Annotated in this window: 31 protein-coding genes and 1 pseudogene; 9 read left to right on the top strand and 23 right to left on the bottom strand. The window is 70.2% G+C overall.

Annotated features, from left to right (window positions below):
- Positions 1-93 precede the first annotated feature (93 nt).
- Complete coding sequence (locus VHB92_RS07345; protein WP_325452928.1) at positions 94-1,155, bottom strand: NAD(P)H-dependent flavin oxidoreductase; 1,062 nt, start codon at positions 1,153-1,155, stop codon at positions 94-96.
- Between the two features lie 122 nt (positions 1,156-1,277).
- On the opposite strand from VHB92_RS07345, the gene VHB92_RS07340 reads away from it, so the two are divergent.
- Positions 1,278-1,712, top strand: a complete 435-nt coding sequence (locus VHB92_RS07340) for a hypothetical protein (RefSeq protein ID WP_325452926.1) — start codon at positions 1,278-1,280, stop codon at positions 1,710-1,712.
- 23 nt (positions 1,713-1,735) lie between these two features.
- Here VHB92_RS07340 and VHB92_RS07335 read toward each other — a convergent pair whose 3' ends face one another.
- The 10 genes from VHB92_RS07335 to VHB92_RS07290 form a co-directional block, all read right to left on the bottom strand.
- Positions 1,736-2,488, bottom strand: coding sequence for a helix-turn-helix transcriptional regulator (locus tag VHB92_RS07335; RefSeq protein WP_325452924.1), 753 nt, complete (start codon positions 2,486-2,488; stop codon positions 1,736-1,738).
- Entirely contained in the window at positions 2,485-2,994 is a 510-nt protein-coding gene (locus VHB92_RS07330; protein WP_325452922.1) for a group III truncated hemoglobin, read from the bottom strand. Before VHB92_RS07330 ends, VHB92_RS07335 begins: the two co-directional genes overlap by 4 nt.
- 156 nt (positions 2,995-3,150) lie before the next feature.
- The gene (locus VHB92_RS07325; protein ID WP_414653078.1) at positions 3,151-3,912 is read right to left on the bottom strand and encodes a hypothetical protein; all 762 of its coding nucleotides are present in this window, start codon (positions 3,910-3,912) and stop codon (positions 3,151-3,153) included.
- Between the two features lie 30 nt (positions 3,913-3,942).
- A complete protein-coding gene (locus VHB92_RS07320; RefSeq protein ID WP_325452920.1) occupies positions 3,943-4,746 on the bottom strand; it encodes an HpcH/HpaI aldolase/citrate lyase family protein in 804 nt (267 codons plus the stop codon).
- Positions 4,743-5,537, bottom strand: coding sequence for a 2-keto-4-pentenoate hydratase (locus VHB92_RS07315; RefSeq protein ID WP_325452918.1), 795 nt, complete (start codon positions 5,535-5,537; stop codon positions 4,743-4,745). The genes VHB92_RS07320 and VHB92_RS07315 overlap by 4 nt, the downstream gene beginning before the upstream one ends.
- A gap of 178 nt (positions 5,538-5,715) precedes the next feature.
- Positions 5,716-6,075, bottom strand: a complete 360-nt coding sequence (locus VHB92_RS07310) for a hypothetical protein (RefSeq protein WP_325452916.1) — start codon at positions 6,073-6,075, stop codon at positions 5,716-5,718.
- Positions 6,076-6,133: 58 nt separating this feature from the next.
- Entirely contained in the window at positions 6,134-6,499 is a 366-nt protein-coding gene (locus VHB92_RS07305) for a nuclear transport factor 2 family protein (RefSeq protein ID WP_325452914.1), read from the bottom strand.
- Positions 6,496-7,800 carry an RNA polymerase sigma factor gene (locus tag VHB92_RS07300; RefSeq protein WP_325452911.1) on the bottom strand — a complete coding sequence of 435 codons (1,305 nt, stop codon included), beginning with the start codon at positions 7,798-7,800 and terminating at the stop codon, positions 6,496-6,498. Before VHB92_RS07300 ends, VHB92_RS07305 begins: the two co-directional genes overlap by 4 nt.
- Positions 7,779-8,129, bottom strand: coding sequence for a YciI family protein (locus tag VHB92_RS07295; protein ID WP_325452909.1), 351 nt, complete (start codon positions 8,127-8,129; stop codon positions 7,779-7,781). Before VHB92_RS07295 ends, VHB92_RS07300 begins: the two co-directional genes overlap by 22 nt.
- A 100-nt stretch (positions 8,130-8,229) precedes the next feature.
- Positions 8,230-8,841, bottom strand: coding sequence for a dihydrofolate reductase family protein (locus tag VHB92_RS07290; RefSeq protein WP_325452907.1), 612 nt, complete (start codon positions 8,839-8,841; stop codon positions 8,230-8,232).
- Positions 8,842-9,028: 187 nt separating this feature from the next.
- Here VHB92_RS07290 and VHB92_RS07285 point away from each other — a divergent pair, with 187 nt between their 5' ends.
- The 3 genes from VHB92_RS07285 (at position 9,029) to VHB92_RS07275 (ending at position 13,201) form a co-directional block, all read left to right on the top strand.
- Positions 9,029-10,225: an MFS transporter gene (locus tag VHB92_RS07285; RefSeq protein ID WP_325452904.1), complete on the top strand. Its 1,197-nt coding sequence runs from the start codon at positions 9,029-9,031 to the stop codon at positions 10,223-10,225.
- Positions 10,226-10,306: 81 nt separating this feature from the next.
- The gene (locus tag VHB92_RS07280) at positions 10,307-11,911 is read left to right on the top strand and encodes a helix-turn-helix transcriptional regulator (RefSeq protein WP_325452902.1); all 1,605 of its coding nucleotides are present in this window, start codon (positions 10,307-10,309) and stop codon (positions 11,909-11,911) included.
- A gap of 138 nt (positions 11,912-12,049) precedes the next feature.
- Entirely contained in the window at positions 12,050-13,201 is a 1,152-nt protein-coding gene (locus VHB92_RS07275) for an NAD(P)/FAD-dependent oxidoreductase (RefSeq protein ID WP_325452899.1), read from the top strand.
- A 93-nt stretch (positions 13,202-13,294) separates the two neighbouring features.
- Here the strand turns inward: VHB92_RS07275 and VHB92_RS07270 are convergent, their stop codons facing one another.
- The 9 genes from VHB92_RS07270 to VHB92_RS07230 all read right to left on the bottom strand — a co-directional run bounded on the left by VHB92_RS07270 (position 13,295) and on the right by VHB92_RS07230 (position 19,778).
- The gene (locus tag VHB92_RS07270) at positions 13,295-13,885 is read right to left on the bottom strand and encodes a DUF3618 domain-containing protein (RefSeq protein ID WP_325452895.1); all 591 of its coding nucleotides are present in this window, start codon (positions 13,883-13,885) and stop codon (positions 13,295-13,297) included.
- Positions 13,882-14,298: a phage holin family protein gene (locus VHB92_RS07265; protein ID WP_325452893.1), complete on the bottom strand. Its 417-nt coding sequence runs from the start codon at positions 14,296-14,298 to the stop codon at positions 13,882-13,884. Before VHB92_RS07265 ends, VHB92_RS07270 begins: the two co-directional genes overlap by 4 nt.
- Positions 14,295-15,140, bottom strand: coding sequence for a hypothetical protein (locus VHB92_RS07260; protein WP_325452890.1), 846 nt, complete (start codon positions 15,138-15,140; stop codon positions 14,295-14,297). The genes VHB92_RS07265 and VHB92_RS07260 overlap by 4 nt, the downstream gene beginning before the upstream one ends.
- Before the next feature lie 195 nt (positions 15,141-15,335).
- The gene (locus VHB92_RS07255; RefSeq protein ID WP_325452887.1) at positions 15,336-15,650 is read right to left on the bottom strand and encodes a CHY zinc finger protein; all 315 of its coding nucleotides are present in this window, start codon (positions 15,648-15,650) and stop codon (positions 15,336-15,338) included.
- The gene (locus VHB92_RS07250; RefSeq protein ID WP_325452885.1) at positions 15,647-16,249 is read right to left on the bottom strand and encodes an energy-coupling factor transporter transmembrane component T; all 603 of its coding nucleotides are present in this window, start codon (positions 16,247-16,249) and stop codon (positions 15,647-15,649) included. The genes VHB92_RS07255 and VHB92_RS07250 overlap by 4 nt, the downstream gene beginning before the upstream one ends.
- Entirely contained in the window at positions 16,243-16,920 is a 678-nt protein-coding gene (locus VHB92_RS07245) for an ABC transporter ATP-binding protein (protein WP_325452883.1), read from the bottom strand. Before VHB92_RS07245 ends, VHB92_RS07250 begins: the two co-directional genes overlap by 7 nt.
- Positions 16,917-18,047 (bottom strand): thiolase family protein, encoded by a 1,131-nt coding sequence (locus VHB92_RS07240; protein ID WP_325452881.1) that lies wholly within the window; start codon positions 18,045-18,047, stop codon positions 16,917-16,919. The genes VHB92_RS07245 and VHB92_RS07240 overlap by 4 nt, the downstream gene beginning before the upstream one ends.
- Positions 18,037-19,146: an AMP-binding protein gene (locus tag VHB92_RS07235; protein ID WP_325452879.1), complete on the bottom strand. Its 1,110-nt coding sequence runs from the start codon at positions 19,144-19,146 to the stop codon at positions 18,037-18,039. The genes VHB92_RS07240 and VHB92_RS07235 overlap by 11 nt, the downstream gene beginning before the upstream one ends.
- Positions 19,146-19,778 carry a biotin transporter BioY gene (locus tag VHB92_RS07230; RefSeq protein WP_325452877.1) on the bottom strand — a complete coding sequence of 211 codons (633 nt, stop codon included), beginning with the start codon at positions 19,776-19,778 and terminating at the stop codon, positions 19,146-19,148. The genes VHB92_RS07235 and VHB92_RS07230 overlap by 1 nt, the downstream gene beginning before the upstream one ends.
- Positions 19,779-19,835: 57 nt before the next feature.
- Between VHB92_RS07230 and VHB92_RS07225 the strand changes: the two genes are divergently transcribed.
- On the top strand, positions 19,836-20,522 hold the full coding sequence (locus tag VHB92_RS07225; RefSeq protein WP_325452875.1) for a TetR/AcrR family transcriptional regulator: 687 nt from the start codon (positions 19,836-19,838) through the stop codon (positions 20,520-20,522).
- A gap of 43 nt (positions 20,523-20,565) precedes the next feature.
- Here the strand turns inward: VHB92_RS07225 and VHB92_RS07220 are convergent, their stop codons facing one another.
- Positions 20,566-21,480, bottom strand: coding sequence for an AraC family transcriptional regulator (locus tag VHB92_RS07220; RefSeq protein WP_325452873.1), 915 nt, complete (start codon positions 21,478-21,480; stop codon positions 20,566-20,568).
- Positions 21,481-21,638: 158 nt separating this feature from the next.
- Between VHB92_RS07220 and VHB92_RS07215 the strand changes: the two genes are divergently transcribed.
- The gene (locus VHB92_RS07215; protein ID WP_325452871.1) at positions 21,639-22,649 is read left to right on the top strand and encodes an aldo/keto reductase; all 1,011 of its coding nucleotides are present in this window, start codon (positions 21,639-21,641) and stop codon (positions 22,647-22,649) included.
- A 10-nt stretch (positions 22,650-22,659) separates the two neighbouring features.
- Here the strand turns inward: VHB92_RS07215 and VHB92_RS07210 are convergent, their stop codons facing one another.
- Positions 22,660-23,277 carry a TetR/AcrR family transcriptional regulator gene (locus tag VHB92_RS07210; RefSeq protein ID WP_325452867.1) on the bottom strand — a complete coding sequence of 206 codons (618 nt, stop codon included), beginning with the start codon at positions 23,275-23,277 and terminating at the stop codon, positions 22,660-22,662.
- A gap of 87 nt (positions 23,278-23,364) precedes the next feature.
- Between VHB92_RS07210 and VHB92_RS07205 the strand changes: the two genes are divergently transcribed.
- Entirely contained in the window at positions 23,365-24,114 is a 750-nt protein-coding gene (locus tag VHB92_RS07205) for an SDR family NAD(P)-dependent oxidoreductase (RefSeq protein WP_325452865.1), read from the top strand.
- Between the two features lie 162 nt (positions 24,115-24,276).
- On the opposite strand, the gene VHB92_RS07200 is transcribed toward VHB92_RS07205, so the two are convergent.
- Positions 24,277-24,468, bottom strand: coding sequence for a hypothetical protein (locus VHB92_RS07200; protein ID WP_325452863.1), 192 nt, complete (start codon positions 24,466-24,468; stop codon positions 24,277-24,279).
- Here VHB92_RS07200 and VHB92_RS07195 point away from each other — a divergent pair.
- Both VHB92_RS07195 and VHB92_RS07190 read left to right on the top strand, forming a co-directional pair.
- Positions 24,455-24,610, top strand: coding sequence for a hypothetical protein (locus tag VHB92_RS07195; protein WP_325452860.1), 156 nt, complete (start codon positions 24,455-24,457; stop codon positions 24,608-24,610). The two genes, VHB92_RS07200 and VHB92_RS07195, sit on opposite strands and share 14 nt — an antisense overlap.
- A 143-nt stretch (positions 24,611-24,753) precedes the next feature.
- Positions 24,754-24,997, top strand: a pseudogene (locus tag VHB92_RS07190) (hypothetical protein); the annotation flags it as partial.

The following is a 24,997-nucleotide window of genomic DNA, read 5'->3' as shown; positions in this document are numbered from 1 at the left end:
ACGACCGACGAGGTGCGGGGATCGCTTCGCTCGGCAGCCGCGCCGGCTTGAGCGACACCAGTCGCGGCGTCTTGAGCGGCACCAGTCCCGCCGTCAAACGAAGGGCAGCCCGGCGACGAGCTCCGCGAACACGGCTTCCGCACTGTCGCGCGTGGCGAGCCTGCCGGCCTGCCCGAGCCAGAGCGACTGCAGTTCGCCGTTTCCCTGCGCTCCGGCTGCGGCGCGGAAACGGCCGGTGAGCCAGTTCTGCACGGGGAACGGCGCGATGGCATCCGCCTGTTCGATCGTGCGCACGGCTCGGTTGGACGCGCCACGCGCCAGGCGACCGCTCATGGCGCGCGTCAGCACTCCGGCGTGGGCGGGCGTCGTCTCGATCGCCGCGCGATGCGCGTCGTTCGCGGCCGACTCGCGCGCACGCAGGAACGCCGTGCCGACCTGGACGCCATCGGCACCGAGCGCGAACGCGGCGCTCACTCCCCGCCGATCCGCGATCCCGCCGGCAGCGATCACGGGAACGTCGACGGCGTCGCGCACCTGGGGCACGAGCGCGAACAGGCCGACGAGCGAGCGCTCCGGCGGCTCGATGAACGAGACCTTGTGACCGGCGGCCTCTGCTCCCGTCGCCACGATCGCATCCACGCCGCCCGCGGCGAGCGCGACGGCCTCGTCCACGGTGGTCGCCGAACCGACGACCGCGATGCCGCGTCGGTGCGCGGCGTCCACGACATCCGGCCGCGGAACGCCGAAGACGAAGGAGAGTGCGGCCGGGCGGGCATCCAGTGCCGCCTGCAGCTGCTCCTCGAACGGTGGCAGGTAGCGCTCTGGCTGAGCGGGAACCTCGAGTCCCACCTCCTCGAACAGCGGTCGCACCGCATCCACCGCGCGGGCGTACTCCTCGGCCGTCGCGTCGCGTTCGGTTCCGGTCGGCAGCCACAGGTTGAACGCGAACGGCCGTGTCGTCGCCGCGCGCAACTCGTGCGCCGTGCGCAGGATGCGATCGGCGTCGTAGCCGTAGAGGCCGTACGACCCGAGGCCGCCCGACTCGCTCACCTTCGCGGTGAGCTCGACGGAGGACAGCCCTCCGAACGGCGCGAGCACGATCGGCCTCTCCGTCCCGAGGGTCTCGGCCAGCGTCTTCCCCGTGCGTGCCTGCACAGCGTTCTCCTCACTGCGAGATCTGATAAAAAGGACTCAGATCCTCTTAATACCGGAGTTGTGGCGCCGAGCGTCCGCTCGCATCGCCGCCGGTTCCTTCATAGCTCGATGGGCAGGCATCCGTGAATCCCGCACTCGCCACGCAGATCGCCGTGACGTTCACCTGGCTGGGCCTCGTGCTCGGCATCTCGTTCCTCGAGGCACCCATCAAGTTCCGGGCGCCGGGCGTGACGACAGAGCTCGGCGTCGGGATTGGCAGGCTCGTCTTCCGCGCGCTCAACACCGTCGAAGGGGTGGCAGCCGTCGCACTGTTGGTCGCCGTGCTCGCGCAGGGCGCCGACGCGTCACCCTTCGCACTCGGCATCGCGATCGCCCTGCTGGTGGTGCTCGCGGCCGGCGCGCTCGTGCTGCGCCCGCTGATGGACCGCCGGGTGACCGCGGGCCGCACGGCCGAACGGATGCCGCGGCACACCCTGCATTTCGCGTACATCGGCCTCGAGGTGCTCAAGGTCGCGCTGCTGATCTGGATCGGCGTGCTCGGACTCGTCGCGGCGTAGCCCCGCAGCGCACGACGGCACCCTCAGGCGCGCGCTCCGAGCCGCACCACGCACAGCTCCGGTTCCACGAACGGCACGAGACGGGCGCCCGGCCCCTCGGATGCGCCCGGCGCCCGGCGCCCGATCATGCGCTGCACCAGGCCCTGGTGCACGGCGCACACGACGTCGGGACGCTCTCGCGCCGCGGAGCGGAACGGGCATTCGTGCATGAGGATCTCCTCACCGCTGACCTCCGGGTCGAAGCCGAGCGAGTCGAGCACGTCGACGAGCTCGCCGACGGCATCCGAGAGCGTGCCGGCAGGGTCGGCGTTCGACTCCATGGCATCGGCCCAGCGCTCCCCCGCGCGCACCGCTGCGGCGCTGCCTCGCACGTCGGGATGCGGCCGCTTCGCGCTCGTCGGCACGTCGTCGCTCGGAACGGCGCCCACCGCTTCGGGGTCGCCGAGCGCCTGCGCCAGCACCTCGATGAGCTGCTCGCGGGCATCCGCCGCACGCACGGATGCGCTGGGCGCGTAGGCCACACGCGGCCGGCCGGCGCGCTTCTCACGCACGGTGCGGCGCTGCACGAGGCCGGCGGTCTCGAGCTGGTCCAGATGGAACCGGGCAGTCGTCACGTGCACGCCGAGCTCCGCGGCTACGGCCTGCGCGTCGAGCGGATGCCGCGACGCCGCGAGCACGTCGAGCACGCGTCGCCGCGCGGCCGGTTCCGCCGCGACCGTCGTGCGCCGCGGCACAGACGTCGTGCCGTTCGCGTTGCGGACCGGCCGCTCGCTCATCGCTCCGCCGCCGTCGGCTCGGAGCTCACGTGACGGCCGAACTCGACGACGGTCGGCGCATCCCTGCGCCCGATGGTCTCGAACTCGCTTCCCGACCGGCCCTCGAGACGGCGGTGGATGGATCCGGCGATCCTCGTCGCCTGGAGCTTGGCGCGTTCTGCCACGGGCCCGGCATACAGATCGTCGACGGTCGTCGTCCACAGCGACAGCCAGCGCTCGAAGTGGCGCTCGTCGAGCGGATGCCTCGCATGCAGCACGTAGTGCAGCTGCAGCGCGTTCCGCCGGTACAGGCCGGCGTTGAAGAGCACCGTCTGCCAGAAGTCGCACATGATCGGCAGGTGGTGGTCGAGATCCATGTGGGCGACGTCGATGAAGATGGGCCCGAGGAGCTCGTCGGCGAAGGCCCTCGTGTAGAACGTCGTGACCAGCTCGGCGATGTCGTCGCGATCGGCGAGGTCGCGGCGACGCGAAGCACGCGTGCCGGCAGTGTCGGGCTCGGAAGTCATGCCCTCAGGCTACGACATTGAACGGATGCCAGTGCTTTTTATCCCCTCTCGGCGACCGGCGCTGATCCTGTCGGGGCTGATCCTGTCGGCACTCGTTCATGCCGGCGCTCGGTCACGCCGACGCTCGCGGCCCGCGCGCTCGCACGCCACCCACCCTCAGTCGGTCGACCGCCCCTCGTAGCGTGCCCGCCATCGCTCGTTCATGGGGAACAGCCCGTCGAGGCTCTCGCCCTCGGCGACGCGGTCGGCGATCCAGGTATCCCGCTTCTCCTGCTCGGCGGCCTGAGCGGCGATCTCGTCGGCGAGCTGCCTCGCGATGACGATGACGCCGTCCCCGTCGCCCACGATCACGTCTCCCGGGCACACGGCGGCGCCGCCGCACGTGATCACGACGTCGGACTCCCACGGCACGTGCCTGCGGCCGAGAACGGACGGGTGAGCGCCCCGCGCGAACGTCGGGATCTCGAACGACGCCACCTGCTCGGCATCGCGCACCCCACCGTCGGTCACGATTCCCGCCGCGCCTCTGGTCTGAGCGCGAAGTGCGAGCACGTCGCCCACGGTTCCCGTTCCGGGCTCGCCCCGCGCCTCGATGACGATGACCTCTCCTGGGTTCACGGTGTCGAAGACGCGTTTCTGCGCGTTGAAGCCGCCGCCGTGCTCCGCGAACAGATCAGGGCGGAAGGCCACGAAACGCAGCGTGCGGGCGACTCCGACCATGCGAGCGCCAGGACGGAGCGCACGTGCGCCCTCGATGAAGATGTCCGTGTACCCGCGAGCGCGCAGCGCGGCGCTGAGCGTGGCGGTGGCGACGCCGTCCAGCAGGGCCAGCAGGTCCGGTGCGAGCGGGCCGCCTGCAGAGCCGGACGGCGTGGCGCCGGACGTCGCAGAGCCGGAGGTCGTGGAGTCGGTGCTCATGAGCATCCCTTCGTGTGCACGGTGCGCACCTCAGCTGCCTGCGCTCGGCCCGTCGTCCACAGGTGCGACAGGGCAGAACCGGTCGGCGAGCGCCTCGGATGCCCTGGCCAGCAGCGCGACGTCGGCGGCGACGAACACGAAGCTCGCACCGGCATCCAGGTAGTGCTGAGCCATGTCGAGGTCGAACGCGTTCACGCCGACGGGGCGGCCCGCCGCCGTTCCGACGGAGATCACGTGCTCGACCGCGGAGACGACGTCGGCGTGCGTCTGCTGGCCGAGCACGCCCATCGACGCCGAAAGGTCGGCGGGACCGACGAACAGCGCATCCACGCCGTCGACACCCGCGATCGCCTCGGCGTTCTCCACCGCGCTCGTCGACTCGATCTGCACGGTGAGCGAGACGTGCTGGGGCGCGTGCGCGAGATACCGGTCGACGCGGTTCCAGCGGGAGCTGCGAGCGAGCGAGCTGCCGACGCCGCGCACCCCGCGCGGCGGGTAGTGCACGGCCCGCACCACCTGCTCCGCCTGTTCCGCGCCGTCGACCATAGGCACGATGAGGTTCTGCGCTCCCACGTCGAGGTACTGCTTGATGAGAACCGTGTCGCCGAACGGCACGCGCACGAGCGGCGTCACGGGGTAGGCCGCGGCCGCCTGGAGCTGCAGCTGGATGCTCGCGAGCGTGTTGGCCGAGTGCTCGCCGTCGATGAGCAAAAGGTCCAGCCCGCTGCCGGCCGCGATCTCGGCGATCAGCGGGCTGGCCGACACCACCCACATGCCCGCCAGCGGCCGCGATGCCCTCTCCAGCACCTGCGGCAGCGTAGGCGGCAGCGTCATTCGAACCGGCACGTCACTTCTCCCATCCCCGTCGATCCCGCACGATATTCGGCGCGGACCACATCGCCGCGTCGCACCCACATCGGGCGCGTGAACGAGCCGGCCAGCACGAGCTCGCCCGCCGCGAGTCCGCTCCCGTGTCGCGCGAGCTTGCCTGCCAGCCACGCCACGCCGAGCGCCGGATGCCCCAGCACACCCGCGGCGACCCCGGTCTCCTCGATCTCTCCGCCCCGTTCCAGCACGGCGGCGACCCACGGCAGGTCGACGTCGCCAGGCGCCACCCGGTGTTCACCGACGACCATGGCGCCGAGCGCGGCGTTGTCGGCGATGGTGTCGACGATGGTCCGGCCCTCCAGCTCGAGGTGGGAGTTCAGGATCTCCAGAGCCGGAACCACGTACTCGGTCGCGTCGAGCACGTCGTCGACGGTGCATCCTTCGCCGCTCAGCGGCCTGGCCAGGGCGAACGCCAGCTCCACCTCGATGCGCACGTTCGAGAACGCGTCGAACTCCACGCTGGCGCCGGAGCCGTACACCTGATCGTCGAAGATGACGCCGTAATCCGGTTCGGTGATGCCGGTCGCCGCCTGCATCGCCTTGGAGGTCAGTCCGATCTTGTGACCCGCGACCCATCGGCCGGCCGCCACTCGGCGCTGCGCCCACAGGCTCTGCACCGCGTACGAGTCGTCGATCGTCATGTCCGGATACCTGGCAGTGAGCCTCGGCAGGATGCTTCGCGCCTCCTGCGCGGCGAACAGCTCGTCGGCGATCGCCTCATGCCGGGCCGAATCCATCGCAGTGCCACATCCTCGTCTGCCGTGTGCTGCAATCGTATACGATCCATGGGCGCGCGCCAGGCGATGCTCCCGCTCCGGATGCCGTCCCCGACGTCCCGATCCCGCCGCTCGCGAGCGCGATGCGCTCGTCCCGGCGGCTCTTCTGCAGGTGCTCTGGCCCGGATGCTCTTCCTCGTCAGTGCGGCCCGGTCGGATTCGCCCGGTCGTAGGCACGAGAGAGCTTCGCCGGCACGACCATACGCCAGGCATCCACGACGAACTCGCGAGCCTCTGCGGGCTCCAGGGCCGCCAGGGTCGCCTCGACCCAGTTGAAGCGCAGGTCCGACGTCGAGGGCAGCTGGAACTTGTCCGGGTAGCTCTCGACCAGGGCAGACCGCTCCACCTTGGGGAACGCGAAGCCCATCACACTCTCGTCGAGGGAGAACGCGACGTACACCAGGCGGCCGACCCGGAACTTCAACCGCCCGCGCACGTAGGCCAGTTCGGATCGCTCCAGTTCCGCGCCGAGCGCCACGACGTCATCGATGGTCGCCATCGTCAGACACCCTGGAGCGAGGTGCGCAGGCGAGGTTCACGCTTCAGGGTGGCCATCGTCATGCCTTCAGATAGCCGCGCGCCTCGACGATCTTGCCGTCGCGCACCCGGATGACATTCACGCCGCGCACCCAGTCGTCTTCGCCGCTCCCCCAGCGCAGCACCCAGGGCGCGACGGCGAGATCGCCCACGATGTCCGCCGGCTCGGGTGAGAAGTCGAGGGTCGCGTCGCCGGCGAGCTGGGACCACCTCGCCAGGCAGGCTTGCCCGCCCTCATGGCGCGCTCCTGCCGGGGCAGGGCTCGTGTCCTCGATGACGCAGTCATCCGCGATCAGGGCTTCGAGGAGCGCCGGCTCGTGCAGACGGAAGGCTTCGTTGTATCGGTCGATGACATCGTGAATGAGCTCTGGTGCGGTTCCCGTCATGGTGACGCCTCCTCGTGTGGTCTGGTTGAACGAATGGGCTCCGACGCCGGCGGCCGAACGGCCGACTCGTCGCGGCGACAGAGGAGGTACCTGGTCTCGGCCGCATTGCCGCACAGTCGGATGGCGCGGTCGTAGGATTCGCGGGCATCCGTGGCGCGCCCGAGGCGGCGCAGCAGGTCCGCACGCGTCGCGTGGAACGCGTGGTACTCGCTCAGGGTTCCCTCGAGGCCATCGACGATCGCGAGCGCGGCGTGCGGACCGTCGACCTCGGCCACCGCGATCGCCCGGTTGAGGGCGACGACCGGCGAGGGATCGAGGCTCGCCAGCTGGTCGTACAGGGCAAGGACCTGTCTCCAGTCGGTGTCGCGCGCATCCCGCGCGGACGTATGGACGGCGTTGATGGCGGCCAGGATCTGATAGCGGCCGGGAGCCGTTCCAGCGGCGAGGCGCTCGCGGACGAGGGAATGTCCTTCGGCGATCAGGGTGCGGCTCCATGCGGCTCTGTCCTGTTCGTCGATGGTGATGAGTTCACCGCTGGACGAGACACGAGCCGGGCGACGCGCCTCGATGAGGAGCATCATGGCGAGCAGTCCGGCCACCTCGCCGTCCGCCGGCAGCAGAGTGCGCACCAGGCGCACAAGTCGAATGGCCTCGGCCGTGAGGTCATCCCTCATCGCGGGTGTGTCCGCACCCGTCGCCAGGTACCCCTCGTTGAAGATGAGGAACAGCACGGCCAGCACACCCGACAGGCGTTCCGGGAGATCCTTCGCGGTCGGCACCCTGAACGGGATTCCGGCCTGCCTGATCTTCGTCTTGGCCCGGGTGATCCTGCGTGCCACGGCCGATTCCTGCACGAGAAGAGCGCGCGCGATCTCCGCCACCGTCAGCCCGCCGACCATGCGGAGGGTGAGAGCCACCCGGCTCTCCATGGCGAGCGCCGGGTGACAGCAGATGAAGATCAGCCGCAACCTGTCGTCGTCGATCACTCCCACCGAACGGTGCGGCTCATCGTCGACGATCATCATCGCTTCCCGATGTTTGCTGTCGCGCTTGTTCTCGCGGCGGATCAGGTCGATCGCTCTGCGAGTAGCGGTCGTCGACAGCCATCCGGCGGGGTTCGGCGGTATCCCCTCGGCTCGCCATCGTTCGACGGCGGTGGCGAATGCCTCGCTGGATGCCTCCTCCGCGATATCGAGGCTCCCGAACCGCCTGGCAGTGCTCGCCACCAGGCGGGCCCACTCATCGCGGTGGGCACGGACGATGGCGTCCTCGACATCGTTCACTCCTGCAGCACCGGCCATACTTCGACCTTGCGGTTGCAGGCTCTGGATCCGTCGGATGCGATCCGCAACGCCGTGTCGAGCTCCGGTGCCTCGATGATCCAGAAACCGCCGAGGAACTCCTTCGACTCGAGGAAGGGGCCGTCTGTGACGATGGGCGTATCGCCCCGGTTGTCGACGGCTGTGGCCGTCGCGGGTCCGCCGAGCGCGCCGGCGAAGACCCAGTGACCTTCGTTCCGCAGCCGCTCGTTGAAGTCATCGATCGCTGCCGCTTCGACATCGCTTGCCGAGCCGTCGCCGTCTGCTGCGACGGATTCCTCGTCATCGATCACGGAGATCAGGTACTGCATGCGTGTTCCTCCCCTCGTCGCGTCCGAGCCTTCTCGGCTACCGCGACACTGTTGCTCCGAACGGCCTTTCGCGCATCGGAGACCCCGATGCGATTGTCGATCAGAACGATGCGTATGCGGGCCGTCCAGCGGGCAGATAGGTCTGAATCAAGACGCCCTTCGAATCGGAACGCATGTCGGTGAGCTCCATGGCGATGTCGGGGCCGGCATCCGGGAACAGCCGGGCACCCTGCCCGACGACGACGGGAATGGTGATCAGCTCCATCTCGTCGACGAGATCGTGCTCCAGCAGCCATCGCACCAGCCGGCTGCTTCCGTGAACCTGCAGTTCACCGCCTGCGCTGGCCTTCAGCTGCGTCAGCGCCGCGAAGAGATCGCCGCCCAGCACGGTCGTGTTCACCCACTCCGGCTCGGAGATGGTCGTGGACGCCACGTACTTCGGCTTGGTGTTCAACGCCACGCCGATCGGGTGACGCTTCAGGTCCTCCATGGTTCCCCAGAAGTCCAGGAGTATCTCGTAGGTCCGCCGGCCGAACAGGAACGCGTCTGCGCGCTGGAACGTGGCGGCGATGTGATCGCGCGTCGCGTCATCCCCTGCTCCCCTGGCCCATCCGCCCCGTTCGAAACCGTGCTCCAGGTCATCGGCGGTCGATCCGCCGTTTCCCTGGGTCACGCCGTCAAGGCTGATCTGAGTGATGGTCGTCAGCTTCATCTGTCTGGTCTCCTCAAGGCCGATGCTCGTCTCTCGGGCACCTTCATCCAGACAACGAACGGCCCCACCCGGATCGGACAGCACGGATGCCGACTTCTACTCCCGGATCGGGGCCGGCTGCCGAGCACCCCCGTGTGCACCCGGCCGTCCCTGCACGCGTCGGGCCCAGATGATTCAATGGCGCGGGATGAACAGCGCGAGGTATCTGTCGGCGGCGGTGCCGTTGCGCGTGGCGAGCGCCGGCACCTCGGCCGCCATCCCCGTCCTCGCCATCCAGGAGGTGCACAGCGTCGCGATCGGCGGCGGCCTGGTCGCCGCCTCGCTGGCTCCCAGCGTGCTCGCCGCGCCCCTCGCCGGTGTGCTGCTCGACCGCACGCGGCACCCCACGCGGCTCATGGTGATCTCCGGCGTCGTCACGGCGCTCGCATTCGCACTCGCCGCGTTCCTGGGCACCGTGCCGACGCCGATCGTGGCCGTCGTCCTCGTCGTCGCGGGCGCCGTCACCCCGTTCTTCATGGGCGGGATGTCGAGCTTCGTCACGGATGCCGTGCCCGGCCCGGCCGAGCGCGCGTTCGGCACCGACGCGCTCGCGTACAACATCGGCGGTGTGGCGGGACCGGCCATCGCGGCCGCGGCCATCACGATCGGCTCGGGGCGGGCATCCATGCTCGCCCTCGCGGCCATCGCCGCCGTCGGCACCGTCGGATCCGCCCTGCTGCGGCTCTCGCCGCACCCCGAGCATCCCGACCGTCCCGGAGTGCTCCAGGAGATCGCCCGCGGCTCCCGGTTCATCGCGACGCACCGCCCGCTCGCGGCCGTGACGGCATCCGGCACTCTCACGCAGCTCGGCCAGGGGGCGCTCCCGATCGCCGCCATCGGCGTCGCCATCGCGACGACGCGGAACGAGGGCGACGCAGCCTGGATCGTCACCTCTTTCGCCATCGGCGCCCTCGTCGGCTCGCTCGCGGTGACAGTGCGGCCTATCCGTCGCTTTCCTGCTCCCACAATGATGGCCGCGACGGCCGTCGTGACAGGAGTACTCACCGTCGCCGCGGCCCTGGTCCCCGGGCTTCCGGCCGTCATCGTACTGATCGGGCTCGCGGGCGTCGCCACCGGACCCGGAGTCACGGCGATGTTGATGCTGCGCACACGGCACAGTCCACGCCAGCTGCGATCGCAAGTCTTCACCGTCGCGGCCGGACTCCGCGCCACCGCAGCGGCCGTCGGCGCCGGCCTTGCCGGACTCCTGCCCACGAACGCGGCAGCGCTCCTCCTCGCGCTCATCGGCGTGACCTGGATCGCCTCTGCCGCACTCCTCGCCGCCTATCCGCGGCGGGCTGTCGGTGCCGACGAGCGTTCGCCTGCGGACGACGCCCGGGGCTGAGCCCAGCGGTATCCGACGCACGGCCCATCGGTGGCGAACGCGAGCGTTGCAAGGTCTCGCCGGCGGGCACATACTGTGCCCATGGCCCGTCCGGTTGCGACGGCCAACAACTGGGCCGCACTGTACGACGCACTCTCGGCGAACGAATCCGCGCTCGAGCCCGCCGAGTGGGAGCAACTCGCGCAAGCGGCATGGTTCCTCGGCCGTGGACCGCAGAGCGAACGGGCGTGGGACCGGGCGTATCACGACTACCTCGAATCCGGAGACGCGGACGGGGCCGTCCGTTGCGTGTTCTGGGCCGGTTACACCCAGGTGGGACCCTCCCCGCTGAAGGCGGGCGCATGGATGTCGCTCTTGTTCGAACTCTGCGACCGCGAACCGGTCGGGGCTCGATCGATGGCGGTTCGGATGCTGTGCCAGTCCGTCACCGAACGGGCCGCCGGCTCCATGTCGCAGTCGATCGCCTCCGCACAACAGGCTGTGGAGCTGTCGGAACGTGAAGGCGACATTGACACCTCGACGCTCGCCCGGCTTTCGCTCGCGCTGTCGTACTTGGCGGATGGACAGTTCCGCGAGGCATCCACGTGCATGGACCAGATGATGCTGAGGATCTCTGCCGGTGCCGTCACCGATCGCGTGGCGGGCCCCGCCTACTGTGCCGTGATCGCGAGCTGCCTCGGCCGATCTGACATCGAACGCGCCAGGGTCTGGACAGGCGAGCTGAACGACTGGTGCGATGCCCAGCGAGGGCTGGAGCCGTTCCGCGGCCAATGCACCGTGCATCGGGCAGAAGTGCTCAGGCTCGGCGGTGAATGGCAGGAGGCCCGGTCACTGCTTCGGGACGTTCTCGCCTACGAACATCGGGATTCGGTCCTCAGCCAGGCGTCCTACGCGGCCGGGGAACTGCACCGCCTTGCCGGGCACAGGGCAGAAGCGGAGAGCGCCTACGAGCTGGCCGCACGGCTGGGGCGAGACCCTCAACCAGGACTCGCCCTGCTACGACGAGACCAGGGGCGGTTGGATTCCGCTCGCGCGGGCGCGAAGCGGGCACTCGCATCCACGCTCGAGCCGGCGATGCGTGGAGAAGTGCTCGCAGCGATCGTGGAATTCGACCTCGAGGCCGACGATCTCAGCGCGGCCGCGGAGGCGGCCGCAACACTGGAAACGCTCGCCAGAGACCTGAGAACCGACTATCTCGTCGCCGCTGCGGCTTCAGCGTCGGGGGCTGTGGCGACCGCCAGCGGCCATGCCGAAGCGGCGATGCGGATGCTGCGGGCTGCGTGGAGCGCGTGGCAGCGGCTGGGGCTCGTCTACCACTCGTCTCTCACTCGCATTCGGATCGGCGAGGCCACGAGAGCCCTGGGCGACGAGGAGGGCGCGCAGCTCGAATTCGATGCGGCACGTTCGGTGCTCGATGCGCTGGGCGCGGTGCCTGATCTCGCACGCCTCGAGCGGCTTGCGCGCCCTGGCCGATCGGGTCCTGCGAGCGCCTTGACCCCGCGTGAGCTGGACGTGCTGCGCTGCATCGCTCAGGGCATGAGCAACCGTTCGATCGCGAACCGGTTGTTCGTGAGCGAGCGCACTGTCGCGACCCATGTCGCGCATATCCTCGCCAAACTCGACCTGGCGAACCGCGCGGCCGCGACGGCATTCGCGTTCTCCACGGGGCTCGTCACGGCGTCGTGACTCGAGGGGTTTCGAGCCCGGAGCATCACGTCGGCGAGCCGAGCGGTGAGGCGGCCGCCGGCCCCACGAATCGTCATTTCTACGGATGTGCCCGTCCGAGGCGTCCACGTAACGTCTCGGGCGAAAGGGGTGCCGATCATGATCACAAATACGACGGAAGTCGCCATCGTGGGCGCAGGTGCCGCAGGAATCACCGTGGCCATGACGCTCCATGACCGTGGTGCGGACTTCGAGATCTTCGATGACCACAGGCGCGTCGGAGACTCCTGGCGGGAAAGGTATCGGTCGCTGCGTCTCTTCACGCCGCGCCGACTGGTGGCCCTTCCCGGGCTGCAACCCGACCTCGGATACTTCGCTTACCCCACCGGTTTCCAGTTCGCTGACTATCTCGAGGACTATGTCGAGCAACGGCGCGTTCCGGTCCAGCTGGCGACCCGGGTGGACCGCCTGACCAGGATCGCGGATTCTGGCTTCCGCCTGGAGCTCTCCACCGGGCGGCAGGTGCTCGCCCGTCGCGTCATCGTCACGGCGGGCGCTCACCGCATCCCCGTCACGCCCGGCTTCGCGACCCAGCTCGACCCCTCGATCCGGCAACTGCACTCGCTCCAGTACGCGGGCCCCGAGCAACTTGCCGCAGGACCAGTGCTCGTCGTGGGTGCGGGCAATTCGGGTACGGATCTCGCGCTCGAGGCGAAAGCGAACGGGCATCCGGTCGTGCTCGCCGGTCGACAACTCGGTGAGGTGCCGTTCCCGATCGACTCACCTGTGGCGAACCTGCTCGCCGGCATGGTGATCCGCCGTCTGCGCCGGCTGACGATCGACACCGAGAAGGGACGCGCGGCCAAGGCGGCGCAACTCGGGCACGGTCTGATGCTCATTCGCAACAAGGAACGCGACCTGTTGCGCGCGGGTGTCGTGCGAGTCGGGCGGGTCGAGGGCGTCCGCGACGGAAAGCCGATCGTCGACGGACAGGCCTTCGAGGCGGCGACGGTCGTCTGGTGCACGGGCTCCCGGCCCGACGTCGACTGGATCGACATCGACGGTGTCGTCGCGCCGGACGGCCATCCGATCGAGCATCGGGGAATCGCTGATGCGGAGCCTCGGCTCGGGTTCGTCGGACTCGACTTCCAATACGCTGCCGCGTCGTCCACGCTGACCGGTTTCGCACAGGATGCCTGTTACGTCGTCAACAGGCTGCTGGAGCCGGGAATGGCGGCGGCTGAGCGGCTCGCGGCTGAGCCGCTCAGCCACCACGTCGGACTCGCTCGCGGAAACCGCGCCCCGACATGAAGGGATCCGCGAACGCCGCGCGCCTCCCTCCTTGACGTGCGCCGACTTCCTCACCGACACTGCGGAGGAGGCGGCGACGCAGCCGTCTACCAGCTACTGACTCTGCGCGTCGCCCTGCATCCGCTGGGCGGACTCGCGTGCCTCGCCGGCGACGTCGTTCGCTCGGTCCGTCGCCTCCTCCTTGACGGTGGCGGCGGCATCCTGCGCGGTGTCCTTGACGGCTTGGGCAGCGTTCTGCGCGGGCTCCTTGAGATCGGATGCCATCTGCTTCGCCGCATCCGTCGCCTCGTGCACGAGCGGCTGCGCGGCATCCTTCGCGCTGGCCGCCAGCTGCTCCTCCTTCTCGCTCGCCGGGATCAGGGATGCCACGAGCCAGCCGACGCCGAACGCGATCAAGCCGACCGCGAGGGGGTTGCCCTCGGCCTTGGCCTTGACGCGCTGGCCCGCCTCGCCCATCGCGTCGCCTGCGTCGCTCGCCATGTCGCCGAGCGAGCGGTGCCCGCCGTCGTCGTCGGATCCCATGACCTTCTCGGCCAGGGAATGGAAGGCGCCTTTGACCTTTCTGGTCTGACGCTGCGCGATCTTGCTCGGCGTGACCTTGTCTGCAAGGGCGTCGACGTCGCCGCTCAGGTCGCGTCGGGTCGATTCGATGTCGGCGCGGATTGCGTCGGGGCTGTCACTCATCGGTTCTCTCCATTTCGTTTCAATGTCTGCGGGAATTCCTTGATGGTCTCGGCGGTCTGCGGTGCGCCCTTCACCTGGGCCAGCTGCTTGCGGCCGACCAGATAGAGGATTAGTGCGATCACCGCCCAGATGACCGCGACGATCAACGCGGACCAGGCGTTGCCCACCAGGTAGCCGAGCACCCACCAGAGCGCGACGGACAGGAAGAAGACCGCCATCAAGGCCGCGTACCCGGCGGCGCCCATGAAGCCGGCGCCCTTCGTCGCCCGCTTCGCCGACTGCCGCAATTCGGCCTTGGCGAGCTCCATCTCCTGCCGGATGAGCGTGGACATGTCACGGCTGACCTCGCCGAGCAGTTCGCCTAGCGAGGAATTGGCCGCGCGCCGTTCGGACGGCGTCTGCTCATCGGTCATTGCCGCGTCCCGTCCGTACCCTCACCCGCGACCGTCTCGGGTGCCCAGTAGCCGGTCGCGTCGGCGCCAGCGACCGGCGCAGCCGCACCGGGGTAGCCGCCGGCGCCGGTCTGACCGGTCGGGTCGGCCATTAGGCCCTGACCTTGTTCGGCCGCGCTCGAACCAGAGCCGGCGTGCTGGGCACTCTGCCGTGACCCGCCGGCGCCGCTGCTGCCGCCGCTGGCGAGGGCCCTCGTGAGGCGGCCGCCGACAGCGCCTGCGAGGGCCGCTATCGCGATGAAGGTGCCGGGATTGCGCCTGGCGTACGACTTCACCTCGCTCAGCAGCGAGCCCGGGTCGCGGTCGCCGAGCCAGGTCGCGATGCTGTCGGCCCTTCTCGCGGCCTGCCTGACGAGATCGCTGGCCATTCCGCCGGACTCGGATGCCGACGCCATCTGAGTCAGTTCATCGCTGATCGAGTGCAGCCCAGCGGCGACGCGTTCCTGCTGGTGGGCGGCCTGCTCGCGCAACTCGTCCTGTGTCTGGTGCAGGAGCTCGCTCGCCTGGGCTTTGCCCTCCTCGAGCACGTCCTGCGCTTGTTCCTTGGCGACGCTCGCGACGTCGCTTCCCGCGTCCGCCGCGTTCTGAGCGACGCGTCCCGCCTCGTCGCGGACGCCGCGCGATCCCTGCTGGGAGCCTTGCGTCTGGGAGCCCAGCGCCTCGGATCCTTGGCTCATCGAGGGATTCTGTGCCATCGACGGGTCCTGCTCCAGGGAGGACCCGTCGGCCAGCGGGGAGTCCTGAGCGCCGAGCTGGCTCTCGAAGATGGGCGTGTCGGGCGACGGGTCGTCTGGGATTGTCATGATGAGCTCGCTTCCGTCGAGTGCGTATCTGAGCGGTCAAGTCAACGCGAGACGTCGAACCCGTATCAGGAGTTGACAGATCGGTGGAAGGCGTGCGCGGTGCAGCTCGACGGCGGCGAACCGACGGGCATCCGGTTCAGGCGAAGCAGCACGGGGTGAACGCCGCGAGGATCGGCCGTCGCGTGACGGAACGGTTCAGCCGAAGTAGAGCGGGTAGTGGAGGGCGCAGCGCGGGTTGAACGGGGCGGCGCAGCGCGGGCAGGCATCCGCGCCGCGGTACGAGGCGATGGTGAGCTCGGTGCCGCACACGCCGCAGAGCACGGCGAGCTCGTGGTCGGATCCGGCCGGCCACGGCCTCGACGGGTGATCGGCCGTCTCGTCGTGACAGCGATGGCACGGGTAGTACTCGCCGCAGCACGCGAATCGGATGGCGACGACGTCGAGCGGCGTTCGGTAGTGGATGCAGCGGGCCTCGTCGTCGACGACGGGACCGTGCACCGCCGGCCTCACCGGATGCCTCGCGCGGTGAGCGTGTCGCCGAGCTCGTCGGCGTGTTTGAGCGCCAGCACCAGGAACGGCACGGCGAAGCGCCGCAGACTCGGGCGGACCCCGCGAGCGCGCTGCGCCTCACGCACCTGCGCGGCGGCGCGGGCGAGCACCGGCAGCGTGTTCAGCGTGACGGCCAGCAGCAAGGCGACACGTCGTGGATCCACGTGGAGGCGCTCGAGCGGCGCGAGGCCGCGCTCGAACGCGTCGAGGAGGGCCGTGACCCGGGTGGTCAGGGCCAGCAGCCCGGCGACGACGATCACTGCGGCGACTCTGGTGGTGTTGACGGCGGCCGCCATGGGACCGAGGAACAGCAGCTGGCCGGCGAGCGTCACGAGGATGATCCACCTGGCGGCGAGGAGCTCCGCGGCAAGCGGCAGCATCCCGATCCCGGGAACGGCGTAGCAGCCGAGGCAGATCGCCGCAGGGATGACCGCAGCCGCCCAGCCCCACCCGAGCGGCAGCAGCGAGACCACGAGCACGAGCACCGCGAGGATGGCGGCCTTCGGCCCTGCAGCAAGCCGGTGCCACACGCTGTCCCCCGGCCGGAAGAGCGTCACCACACCAGGCTCCTCTCGTAGGCGGCGACGACGTCGACCGGATCTCCGACCGCGACCACGCGGCCGCCCGCCACGAACACGGCCTGCTCGCACCGTCGTGCGAGGTCGAGGTCGTGCGTGACGAGCAACAGCCGATGACCGCTATCAACGAACAGGTGGTCGGCGACGCGGTGCGCGTTCCTGGCGTCCAGGTACGCGGTGGGCTCGTCGGCGATCACGAGTTCCGGCTCGCGCACGAAGGCGCCACAGAGCGCGAGAAGCTGCTTCTGGCCACCGGAGAGCTCGTGCGAACTGTGCTCCGCCAGTGCGGAGAGGCCGAAGCGATCGAGTGCGGCGGCCACGCGCTCCGGATGCGACGGGTGGCGTCCGCGCAGCGAGAACGCGACATCCTCGGCGACGGTCGGCATGACGATCTGCGCGTCCGGATTGCTGAACACTACTGCCACGCGGCGACGCAGTTCCGCCGCCTCACGAACGGGATCGAGCCCGAGCACGCGGACCGTGCCGCTCGTGGCGCGCACGAGACCTCCGACGAGCCGGGCGATCGTCGACTTGCCCGAGCCGTTCTCGCCGATGATCGCGGTGGTCCTGGCGTCGAGCGACAACGTCAGCTCGCGCAGCACGTCGGCGTCGCCGAGACGCACATGCACGGCATCCAGTTCGAGCACGCTCATCCGACCACCTCGACGACGGCCGCGATGCCCATGCCGCCGCCGATGGAGGCCGCGGACACGCCGAGCGTTCCCGTCGGCGCGCCACCTCGCACGAGCCTGCTGAACAGCCGCAGCATGCTCACCGCTCCGCTGGCACCCCACGGATGCCCGAGCGCGAGCGCCCCGCCGTCGGCGCAGACGCGCGGGTCGTCGTCGTCGAGCCCGAGACGGCCGAGCACCGCTATCGACTGCGCGGCGAACGCCTCGACGATCTCGAACGCTGCGACCTGCGCGATGCCGGCCCCAGCATCCTCGAGCGCGGCGAGCACGGCGGGGGCGGCGCCGATGCCCGGCAGCGCGGGGTCGCAGCCGACGACCGCGCTTCCCCGCACGGCGAGTCCGCGGATGCCGGTCACGGCACCCGCCGGAACGACCACGACCGCAGCCGCGCCGTCGCTCAGGCGGGTCGCCGTGCCTGCCGTCACCGTCCCGTCCGGCAGGAGCGGCGTCAGCCGAGGCAGCAGCGCCTCCGCTTGTCCCACGGCGTCATCCTGAGACGGCGACTCGGCGACCGGCACGATCTCGTCCGCGAAGCGGCCGGCATCCCGCGCCGCGCGGGCTCGGCGATGGCTTCGGGCGGCGTGGGCATCCTGTCGTTCGCGGCCGATGCCGTCGAGCCGGGCGAGGTCGTCGGCGGCCTGCAGCATGTCCGGGTCGGGCCAGCCCTGCGGAGCGAACGGCGCCCTCGTGTACGGAACCCCGTCGATCGAGCGGACCGGCGCCGTCGACGCGCTCTCGACTCCCCCGGCGACCCTCGGCCTGGCATCGCCCGCCCGGATCGCGGCCGCCGCGTCGAGAACGGCAGCGAGTCCGCTTCCGCACTGCCGGTCGACCGTCGCTCCGGTCGTCTCGACGCCGAGTCCCGCGGCGAGCGCCGCCACCCTGGCGGGGTTGCCGCCCGGGCCCATGCAGTTGCCGAGCACGACATCCGCCACGGTGAGCTCGTGGCGCATGGCTTCCTCCGCATCGCCCACCGCGGCGCGGATCACCGGCGCCGCAAGCTGTTCGACGCGCAGCCGCGCGAGGGCGCGCCCTCTCGTCGCGATGGGCGTGCGGCGCGCGGCGACGATGACGGCCTCATCCGGCAAGGCGGCTCACCTCCCCGGCCAGCACTCGTCGCAGCGCCTCCGCTCGCGCCTGCTTCCCGGCCGCGGTGCGCGGAAGCTCTCCGGCAAACCAGGCCCGCGGCCGGCTCGCGGGGGCGAGCACGCGGGCGGCGGCCGCCCGCAGCTCCCGGGCATCCACACCGCTCGCACTCGGCTCGACGAGAGCCGCGACGAGGGCTCCGACGCCGCGGGCCGGCAGGCCGACCACCACGGCATCCGCGACGCCGGGCAGGCTGCGCAGTGCGGCCTCCACCTCTTCCGGGATGACGGTGGCCGATGCGGTGAGGATGGCGCCGTCCGCGCGTCCCCGAAGGCGCAGCGTGCCCTCGGTCACATCCGCCAGGTCGCCGACGGTCGTCCAGTCGCCGTCGCGACGTAGCGGGCCGCCCTCTCCCAGGTAGCCGAGCGCGACGAACGGGCTGCGCACCCACAGCTCGCCGTCTCTGACGTCCACCTCGACACCCGGAAACGGCCGTAGCCCGGCGCCGTCGTCGATCGCGACGAACGACAGCTCGGCCGCTCCGTAGTACGAGATGACGCGGATGCCGCGTCCTTCCGCTTCCGCGCGGAGCTCAGGGTCGAGCGGCGAGCCGCCGACGAGCGCCGTGCGCACGCTGGTCGGCCCATCCGACTCGAGCAGCCGGCGCAGCGCCTGCGGCGTGCCGTGGAAGCAGCTCGCCCCACGGCCCGTGCGCCCCTCGGGTCCGAGGATGGGTCGTGGGCCCCCGGCGAGCGCGTGCGCCATCGAGAACAGTGTGAGCGACGACGAGGGCGGTGCGGGAAGGGCGACGCCATCGTCCGCGTCCGCGCCCAGCAGCTCGGAGACGGCGGCGAACGACGCCTGCCAGGACTCCTGGGTGCGCAGGAGGATGCGCGGGGATCCGGTGCTGCCCGACGTCGGCGTGGCCCAGGCCGCGGCGTCGGGAACAGGCATCCGCTCGGCGAGCGTGCGCAAGGCATCCCACTGCCCGTCGGGCCAGCGCTCGTCGCCCACGAGCGGCACGTCGTGCGCGGAACGGATGTCTCGAACCCGCTCGAACACGAGCTCGTCCGGCCCGCGCACCGGAACGATCCTCGGCATCAGCGCGACCCGACCGATTCCGGCGTGTGGCTCTCGGCCGGCCCCGACCTGGTCCACTCCCGCCGGAACGCGCGCGGGTACGCGCGCACAAGCGTGTTCACCACCGCCGTCGCGATGACGGCTTTCAGGAGGTCGCCTGGTACGAAGACCAGGCTCGCCAGCGCCGTCTGCCCGAACGGCAGGTGCGTGACCACACTCTGCACGGGGATTCCGAGCGCATAGATCGCCAGGACGCCGCCGACGATCATGCCGAGCAGCGTGCGCCACCACGTGGGCTTGCGGTTCCCCGCGTGCACGATCGCGCCGATCACGAAGGCGCCCACGATCCACCCCACGTCGTAGCCGCCGGTCGGACTCACGAAGACGGCGACGCCGCCGCGACCGCCGGCCAGGAGCGGCAGCCCCGCAGCCACCAGAGCCAGCAGAACAGTCATCGAGAGCGCGCCGAGCCAGGGCCCGAGGATGGCGCCGGCGAGCATCACGCCCAGCGTCTGCGCCGTGATCGGCACCGCCCCGAACACCGTGAAACCGCCGGGCAGGCCGAGAACCGCCGTGATGCCGGCGCAGACGGCGACCCTCGCCAGGTCGGTCGCGTCCGGTGTTCGCCAGCGGAGCGCAGCGCGATCGCCCATTGCATCCTCACCTCTTGAACGCCGTTCAGGTGAACGGTGTTCAGGTAGGCTAACCGCATGCATGAGGAGCCGGCAAACCCGCCCGTCAGGCGCGTGCGGCGCTCGAAGGCCGACATCGTGGATGCGGCGCTCGGCATCCTCGACGGACAGGGTCTCGCCGACCTCACGATGCGTCACCTCGCAGACGTGCTGGGCGTGCAGCCCAGTGCCCTGTACTGGCACTTCGAGAGCAAGCAGGCTCTGCTCGCCGCGGTGAGCACGAGGATCCTTGCGCCCATGACGAGCGCAAAGGTGGACGCGTCATCCCTGCCGAGAGCGGCATTCACGCTCGGCACCCGGCTGCACGACTGCCTCCTCTCCTATCGCGACGCAGCCGAACTCGTCTCCAGCTCGCTCGCGCTCGGCCTCATCGACCCTCCGCTGCTGGGGCACCTGACGTCGGCGGCGCGCGACCTCGGCGAGCCGGATGCGTTGGCCGCCACCGCGTCCGAGGCGGTCACGCACTTCGTGCTCGGCTACGCCTTCCACGAGCAGCAGCGGCTGCAGGCGGACACGCTGGGCGTGCTCGGCGGGTCGCCCGAGCTCACTCCGGATCGCGCGACCGCGCCCGTCGCCCCGGGCGAGACCGCCTTCGAGCCCGTGCTCGCTCTCATCGCACAGGGAATCGCGGCAGCGTCGGAGGCGGGGTCTGAGGCTGAACGCAGTGGCCGTGGACCGAGCGCCTCGGTGACTCCGGCTCGCTGAGCTTCCCTCCGCCGCTCTGAACGTCGCTCCACCGCACCGAACGTCAGGGGATCCATTCCTCCTGCGGAACCGGCGCGGACGGGGAGTCCGCTGTGCGCAGTTTCGCCGCATCTTGTCCCGGCGCTCTGCCGAACGCGCGCCGATACTCCCTGCTGAACTGCGACGCGCTCCCGTAGCCGACGGTGTAGCCCGCCTCGGCCACGGCCGCCTCGCCCGTGAGCAGGAGCCGACGCGCCTCGCGCAGGCGCAGCGCCTTCTGCCACTGGATGGGCGTCATCGATGTCGCAGCGCGGAAATGGCGGTGGAACGTGGATGCGCTCATCCCGCTGATGCCGGCGAGGTCCGCGATCGCGACGGGCTCGGCGAGGTGCTCCCGTATCCAGCCGATCGCCCGGGAGACGTGCGCCGTGGTGCCGTCGGCAAGACCGATCTGCCGAGCGACGCCGCCCTGCGGTCCGGTGAGCAGCCGCCAGACGATCTCCCGCTCCGTGGCAGGACCGAGCGCCGCGAGGTCCGCCCGGTTGTCCATGAGGCGCAACATCCGCGCCGCCGCGTCGATGAGGTCGTCCGACGCGTCGCCGATCGCGAGCCCGGTGAACGCAGGTGGCGGTGCGACGTCGACGGTGTCGAGCAGCAGGGATGCGATCATCGCGGGCTTGAGCACGAGGCTGAACACGGCGAACGGATCGTCCGGGCTGGCCAGGTCGACCCATCCGGTGACGGGCAGGTCGATGGAGACCACGAGGAACTGTCCCGCACCGTAGACGAACTCGCGGTCGCCGACCAGGGTGCGTTTGCGTCCCCCGGCGACGATGGTCACCGACGGCTCGGACATCGCGGCTGCGGCGGGCGTGCCGCTGGTCACGACGCCGAGGCTCAGACCGCCGACGATGTTCCTCCTGACCCCGCCGCGGGCGTGACGGATGATCAGATCGCGCAAGTCGTCGCGTCGCGTCATACGCCGAGACAAGCACCGTTCCGGGCCTCGGCGCAAACGCCATCGAGGCGGTATCCGCAGATTCGGCAGGATCGTGCATGACCTTCACACGATCGCGATAGGGCTTCGCGCGCCCCAATGATGGCATGGATGCATCGCGTGACGAAGGGATGCAGACCATGAGACGCAGAACGTTCGGAGCCACAGGCTGGTCGGTGAGCGAGCTGGCCCTCGGCACCATGATGTTCGGGGCGATGGGCAATCCGGATCACTCGGATGCCGCCCGCATCATCAACCGCGCGCTCGACGCCGGGATCAACTTCGTCGACACCGCCGACGTGTACTCGGGCGGCGAATCCGAGGTGATCGTGGGCGAGGCCATCGCCGGACGGCGCGACGAGGTGGTGCTGGCGACCAAGTTCGGGCTCCCCATGGGTGAGGACCCGAACTCCGGCGGAGCGTCGCGGCGCTGGATCGTGCGCGCCGTCGAGGACAGCCTGCGCAGGCTAGGAACCGACCGCATCGACCTGTACCAGCTGCATCGCTACGACTGGAGCACGGACCTCAGCGAGACGCTGACGGCGCTCGACGATCTCATCCGCGCGGGCAAGGTGCTCGCCGTCGGCGCCTCCACCTTCTCCGCCGAGAAGATCGTGGAGGCGCAATGGGCGGCTCAGCTGGCCGCTACACACCGGTTCCTCAGCGAGCAGCCGATGTATTCCCTGCTCGGGCGGGTGCCGGAGCGCGCCGTCTTCCCGGTCGCCCGGCAGTACGACATGGGCGTGCTCACGTACAGCCCGTTGCACGGCGGATGGCTGTCCGGTCGCCCACGCCCCGAGACGAGCCATCGGGCCGCATCCCGTAGCGCCCTCTACGATCCCGAGAGCGATGCCGGCCGGCGTCGCGCTGAAGCCGTCGCGGGGCTCCAGAACGTGGCTGCGGATGCCGGACTCACCCTGCCCCAGCTGGCGATCGCGTTCGTGACCTCGCACCCGGCCGTCACCTCGGCGATCATCGGCCCGCGCACGCAGGAGCAGCTCGACGGCCTGCTGACCGCGGCCGATGTCGAGCTCTCGGCCGAGACCCTCGACCGGATCGACGCTATCGTCGCGCCCGGAACCGAGGTCAACGACGACAGCTACAACGCCAAGCCGCCGGCCCTCGTCGACCCCGCGCGTCGCCGCCGGTGACCCCCGGCGGTCAGGGCCGAAGCGTGCGCAGGTAGGCGATCGACGCGTCGATCGCGATGCGCACCGAGCTCGAATCACGTCGCGTCTGGCTGAGCAGGAGCCCTCCTTGCACCCCGGCCAGCACGGCGAGCGCAAGCTGGCCCGCATCGACGTCCGTCTGCAGCTCACCCCGACGTTGCATCGACGCGATGCCATCGCGGAGAAGCGTCTGCCATTGCTCGAAGGAGTCGGCGAGCGCGCGGCGAGCGAGGGCATCCGATTCGGCCAGGCCGCTGGCGAGCGAGCCCAGCGGGCATCCGCCGACGCAGTTCTGCGCCTCCAGCATGGTCACCACCATGTCGCGCCACTCCTCGAGCGTCTCGAAGCTGTCGAGTCGCTCGAGGATCGGCCTGTGCGCACCGAGCACGGCCTCGGTCTGATGGTCCACGACGGCCATCAGAAGCTCGCTCTTGTCGCTGAAGTAGTGGTACAGCTGCGAGGCGCTGACATGAGCGGAGGCCTGGATGTCTTCGAGCGTCGCCGCCTCCAGCCCTTGCTCCAGGATGAGCCGAGAAGCCGCCTCGATGATCCGCTGGCGCGTGGCCTGACCCTTCGCCGTGAACGTGCGAACGCCGCCTGTGGTGGTCATGGCAGGAGCCTACACTTTTTGTAGTTGACACTCCATTTTGCATCCCCCACGATTGGAGAATTCATTCCAATCGAAGGGATTCTCCAGATGAGCACCGACTTCACCGGCAAGACCGCCCTGATCACAGGCTCCACCAGCGGGATCGGCCGTGCCACCACGGACAAACTCGCCGCCGAAGGCGCCCACGTGATCGTCAGCGGACGCAGTACGGAACGAGGGGAAGCGGCCGTCGACGCCATTCGTGCGGCCGGTGGAGTCGCCGACTTCGTCGCGGCCGACCTTCTTCAGCCGGACAGCGTGCGGCAGCTGGCGCGGCGCGCCCTCGAGATCGGCGGAGGACGGGTCGACATCCTCGTCAACAACGCGGGCATCTTCCCGTTCGGCCCGACGCCCGAGGTGGACGAGCGGGACATCGACGCGGTGACGGCCGTGAACATCAAGGCGCCGTTCATCCTCGTCGCGGAGCTCGCCCCCGCGATGGTCGCCGCAGGCGAGGGGTCGATCGTGAACGTCACGACGATGGTGGCCAACTTCGGCATGAATGGCATGGCCCTCTACGGGTCGAGCAAGGCCGCCCTTCAGCTCCTGACAAAGTCCTGGGCGGCCGAGTTCGGGCCGCGCGGCGTGCGCGTCAACGCTGTGAGCCCCGGCCCCACTCGCACCGAGGGCACCGTCGCGATGGGTGACGGACTCGACCAGCTGGCGGCGACGACGCCCGCCGGCCGCCCCGGGCGCCCCGAGGATGTCGCGGACGCGATCGTCTTCCTGGCCTCCCCCAACGCGGGCCAGGTGCACGGCGCCATCCTTCCCGTCGACGGCGGCCGCATCGCTGTGTGACGCCGGAACCGACGGTCTAGCCGGCTGCGGCCGGCGCTGACATCCGCAGTCGGTGCGAATCCGCCCGGTGCATGCCCGGGCCCCCACGACTCCGAACGGCCACACGAACGAACGGCGGGTGGTGCACCTCGCACCACCCGCCGTCGTGCGGGAACTTGTCTCTCAGCTGGTGGCGCCCGCCGTCGCTTTCGGCTTGCTGCCGCCGGGCTGCGCCGCCGGGGCGGCCGCGCTGCCCGCTGCCCGGGTGAAGGCCTGCACCTGATCGGTGTTCGCGATCACCATGGCGTCGGGCGATGCCGCCATCGCGGCCGTGGCATCCTGCGTGGCTCCCGGCATCTGGATGGAGGAGTACATCGCGTCGGTGGATGTCGAGCTCACGCCAGACGACGTGCGCGAGCTCGAGGCGCCGTACACGCGCCGCTACGACTGGCAGGGGATCTCCGACGAGGCCGAGCTGGAGGCCATCCGGCGGCGCGTGCCGGGTATGGCTCTGTGACGCTTGCCTGGCTCCGTGACGCGTTGCGTGGCCCTGGATGCCCACCCGTTCGGCCTTGCCCGCGGTGCGCGTTGGGGAGCCAGGTCTATTCCCCTCCGGCCGATGCGGCCGTAGCCTCCCAGCAAACACACGAAGGAGACGACATGACGGACGGGCAGGGGCGGTTCTTCGCCGACCGGTTCCTCGACGGTTTCGGAACGTGGATGCTGGGATACACGCCGTACGGCGGCGGAGACGTCGGCGACGTGATCGCGGTGGCGGATGCCGTCGGCGAAGGCGGCGAGGACGACTTCTACGAGGCGTGGGTGGCGGCGGGCGACCGCGCCGCCACCGATGCGGAGCGGACGCTCGCGGACGGACATCGTTCCAGCGCCGCCGACCTGTACC

The sequence above is a fragment of the Humibacter sp. genome, from assembly GCF_035547335.1.
GTDB lineage: Bacteria > Actinomycetota > Actinomycetes > Actinomycetales > Microbacteriaceae > Humibacter.
This window is presented reverse-complemented; position numbering and strand designations above follow the sequence as displayed.

What these genes read in the sequence shown, in the direction of transcription:
- VHB92_RS07335 (WP_325452924.1), bottom strand. Translation starts at nt 2,488, where the DNA reads ATGAGCGAGCGGCCGGTCCGCAACGCGAACGGCACGACGTCTGTGCCG.
- VHB92_RS07330 (WP_325452922.1), bottom strand. Translation starts at nt 2,994, where the DNA reads ATGACTTCCGAGCCCGACACTGCCGGCACGCGTGCTTCGCGTCGCCGC.
- VHB92_RS07325 (WP_414653078.1), bottom strand. Translation starts at nt 3,912, where the DNA reads ATGAGCACCGACTCCACGACCTCCGGCTCTGCGACGTCCGGCGCCACG.
- VHB92_RS07320 (WP_325452920.1), bottom strand. Translation starts at nt 4,746, where the DNA reads ATGACGCTGCCGCCTACGCTGCCGCAGGTGCTGGAGAGGGCATCGCGG.
- VHB92_RS07315 (WP_325452918.1), bottom strand. Translation starts at nt 5,537, where the DNA reads ATGGATTCGGCCCGGCATGAGGCGATCGCCGACGAGCTGTTCGCCGCG.
- VHB92_RS07310 (WP_325452916.1), bottom strand. Translation starts at nt 6,075, where the DNA reads ATGGCGACCATCGATGACGTCGTGGCGCTCGGCGCGGAACTGGAGCGA.
- VHB92_RS07305 (WP_325452914.1), bottom strand. Translation starts at nt 6,499, where the DNA reads ATGACGGGAACCGCACCAGAGCTCATTCACGATGTCATCGACCGATAC.
- VHB92_RS07300 (WP_325452911.1), bottom strand. Translation starts at nt 7,800, where the DNA reads ATGGCCGGTGCTGCAGGAGTGAACGATGTCGAGGACGCCATCGTCCGT.
- VHB92_RS07295 (WP_325452909.1), bottom strand. Translation starts at nt 8,129, where the DNA reads ATGCAGTACCTGATCTCCGTGATCGATGACGAGGAATCCGTCGCAGCA.
- VHB92_RS07290 (WP_325452907.1), bottom strand. Translation starts at nt 8,841, where the DNA reads ATGAAGCTGACGACCATCACTCAGATCAGCCTTGACGGCGTGACCCAG.
- VHB92_RS07285 (WP_325452904.1), top strand. Translation starts at nt 9,029, where the DNA reads ATGAACAGCGCGAGGTATCTGTCGGCGGCGGTGCCGTTGCGCGTGGCG.
- VHB92_RS07280 (WP_325452902.1), top strand. Translation starts at nt 10,307, where the DNA reads ATGGCCCGTCCGGTTGCGACGGCCAACAACTGGGCCGCACTGTACGAC.
- VHB92_RS07275 (WP_325452899.1), top strand. Translation starts at nt 12,050, where the DNA reads ATGATCACAAATACGACGGAAGTCGCCATCGTGGGCGCAGGTGCCGCA.
- VHB92_RS07270 (WP_325452895.1), bottom strand. Translation starts at nt 13,885, where the DNA reads ATGAGTGACAGCCCCGACGCAATCCGCGCCGACATCGAATCGACCCGA.
- VHB92_RS07265 (WP_325452893.1), bottom strand. Translation starts at nt 14,298, where the DNA reads ATGACCGATGAGCAGACGCCGTCCGAACGGCGCGCGGCCAATTCCTCG.
- VHB92_RS07260 (WP_325452890.1), bottom strand. Translation starts at nt 15,140, where the DNA reads ATGACAATCCCAGACGACCCGTCGCCCGACACGCCCATCTTCGAGAGC.
- VHB92_RS07245 (WP_325452883.1), bottom strand. Translation starts at nt 16,920, where the DNA reads ATGAGCGTGCTCGAACTGGATGCCGTGCATGTGCGTCTCGGCGACGCC.
- VHB92_RS07235 (WP_325452879.1), bottom strand. Translation starts at nt 19,146, where the DNA reads ATGCCGAGGATCGTTCCGGTGCGCGGGCCGGACGAGCTCGTGTTCGAG.
- VHB92_RS07230 (WP_325452877.1), bottom strand. Translation starts at nt 19,778, where the DNA reads ATGGGCGATCGCGCTGCGCTCCGCTGGCGAACACCGGACGCGACCGAC.
- VHB92_RS07225 (WP_325452875.1), top strand. Translation starts at nt 19,836, where the DNA reads ATGCATGAGGAGCCGGCAAACCCGCCCGTCAGGCGCGTGCGGCGCTCG.
- VHB92_RS07220 (WP_325452873.1), bottom strand. Translation starts at nt 21,480, where the DNA reads ATGACGCGACGCGACGACTTGCGCGATCTGATCATCCGTCACGCCCGC.
- VHB92_RS07215 (WP_325452871.1), top strand. Translation starts at nt 21,639, where the DNA reads ATGAGACGCAGAACGTTCGGAGCCACAGGCTGGTCGGTGAGCGAGCTG.
- VHB92_RS07210 (WP_325452867.1), bottom strand. Translation starts at nt 23,277, where the DNA reads ATGACCACCACAGGCGGCGTTCGCACGTTCACGGCGAAGGGTCAGGCC.
- VHB92_RS07205 (WP_325452865.1), top strand. Translation starts at nt 23,365, where the DNA reads ATGAGCACCGACTTCACCGGCAAGACCGCCCTGATCACAGGCTCCACC.
- VHB92_RS07195 (WP_325452860.1), top strand. Translation starts at nt 24,455, where the DNA reads ATGGAGGAGTACATCGCGTCGGTGGATGTCGAGCTCACGCCAGACGAC.
- VHB92_RS07200 (WP_325452863.1), bottom strand. Translation starts at nt 24,468, where the DNA reads ATGTACTCCTCCATCCAGATGCCGGGAGCCACGCAGGATGCCACGGCC.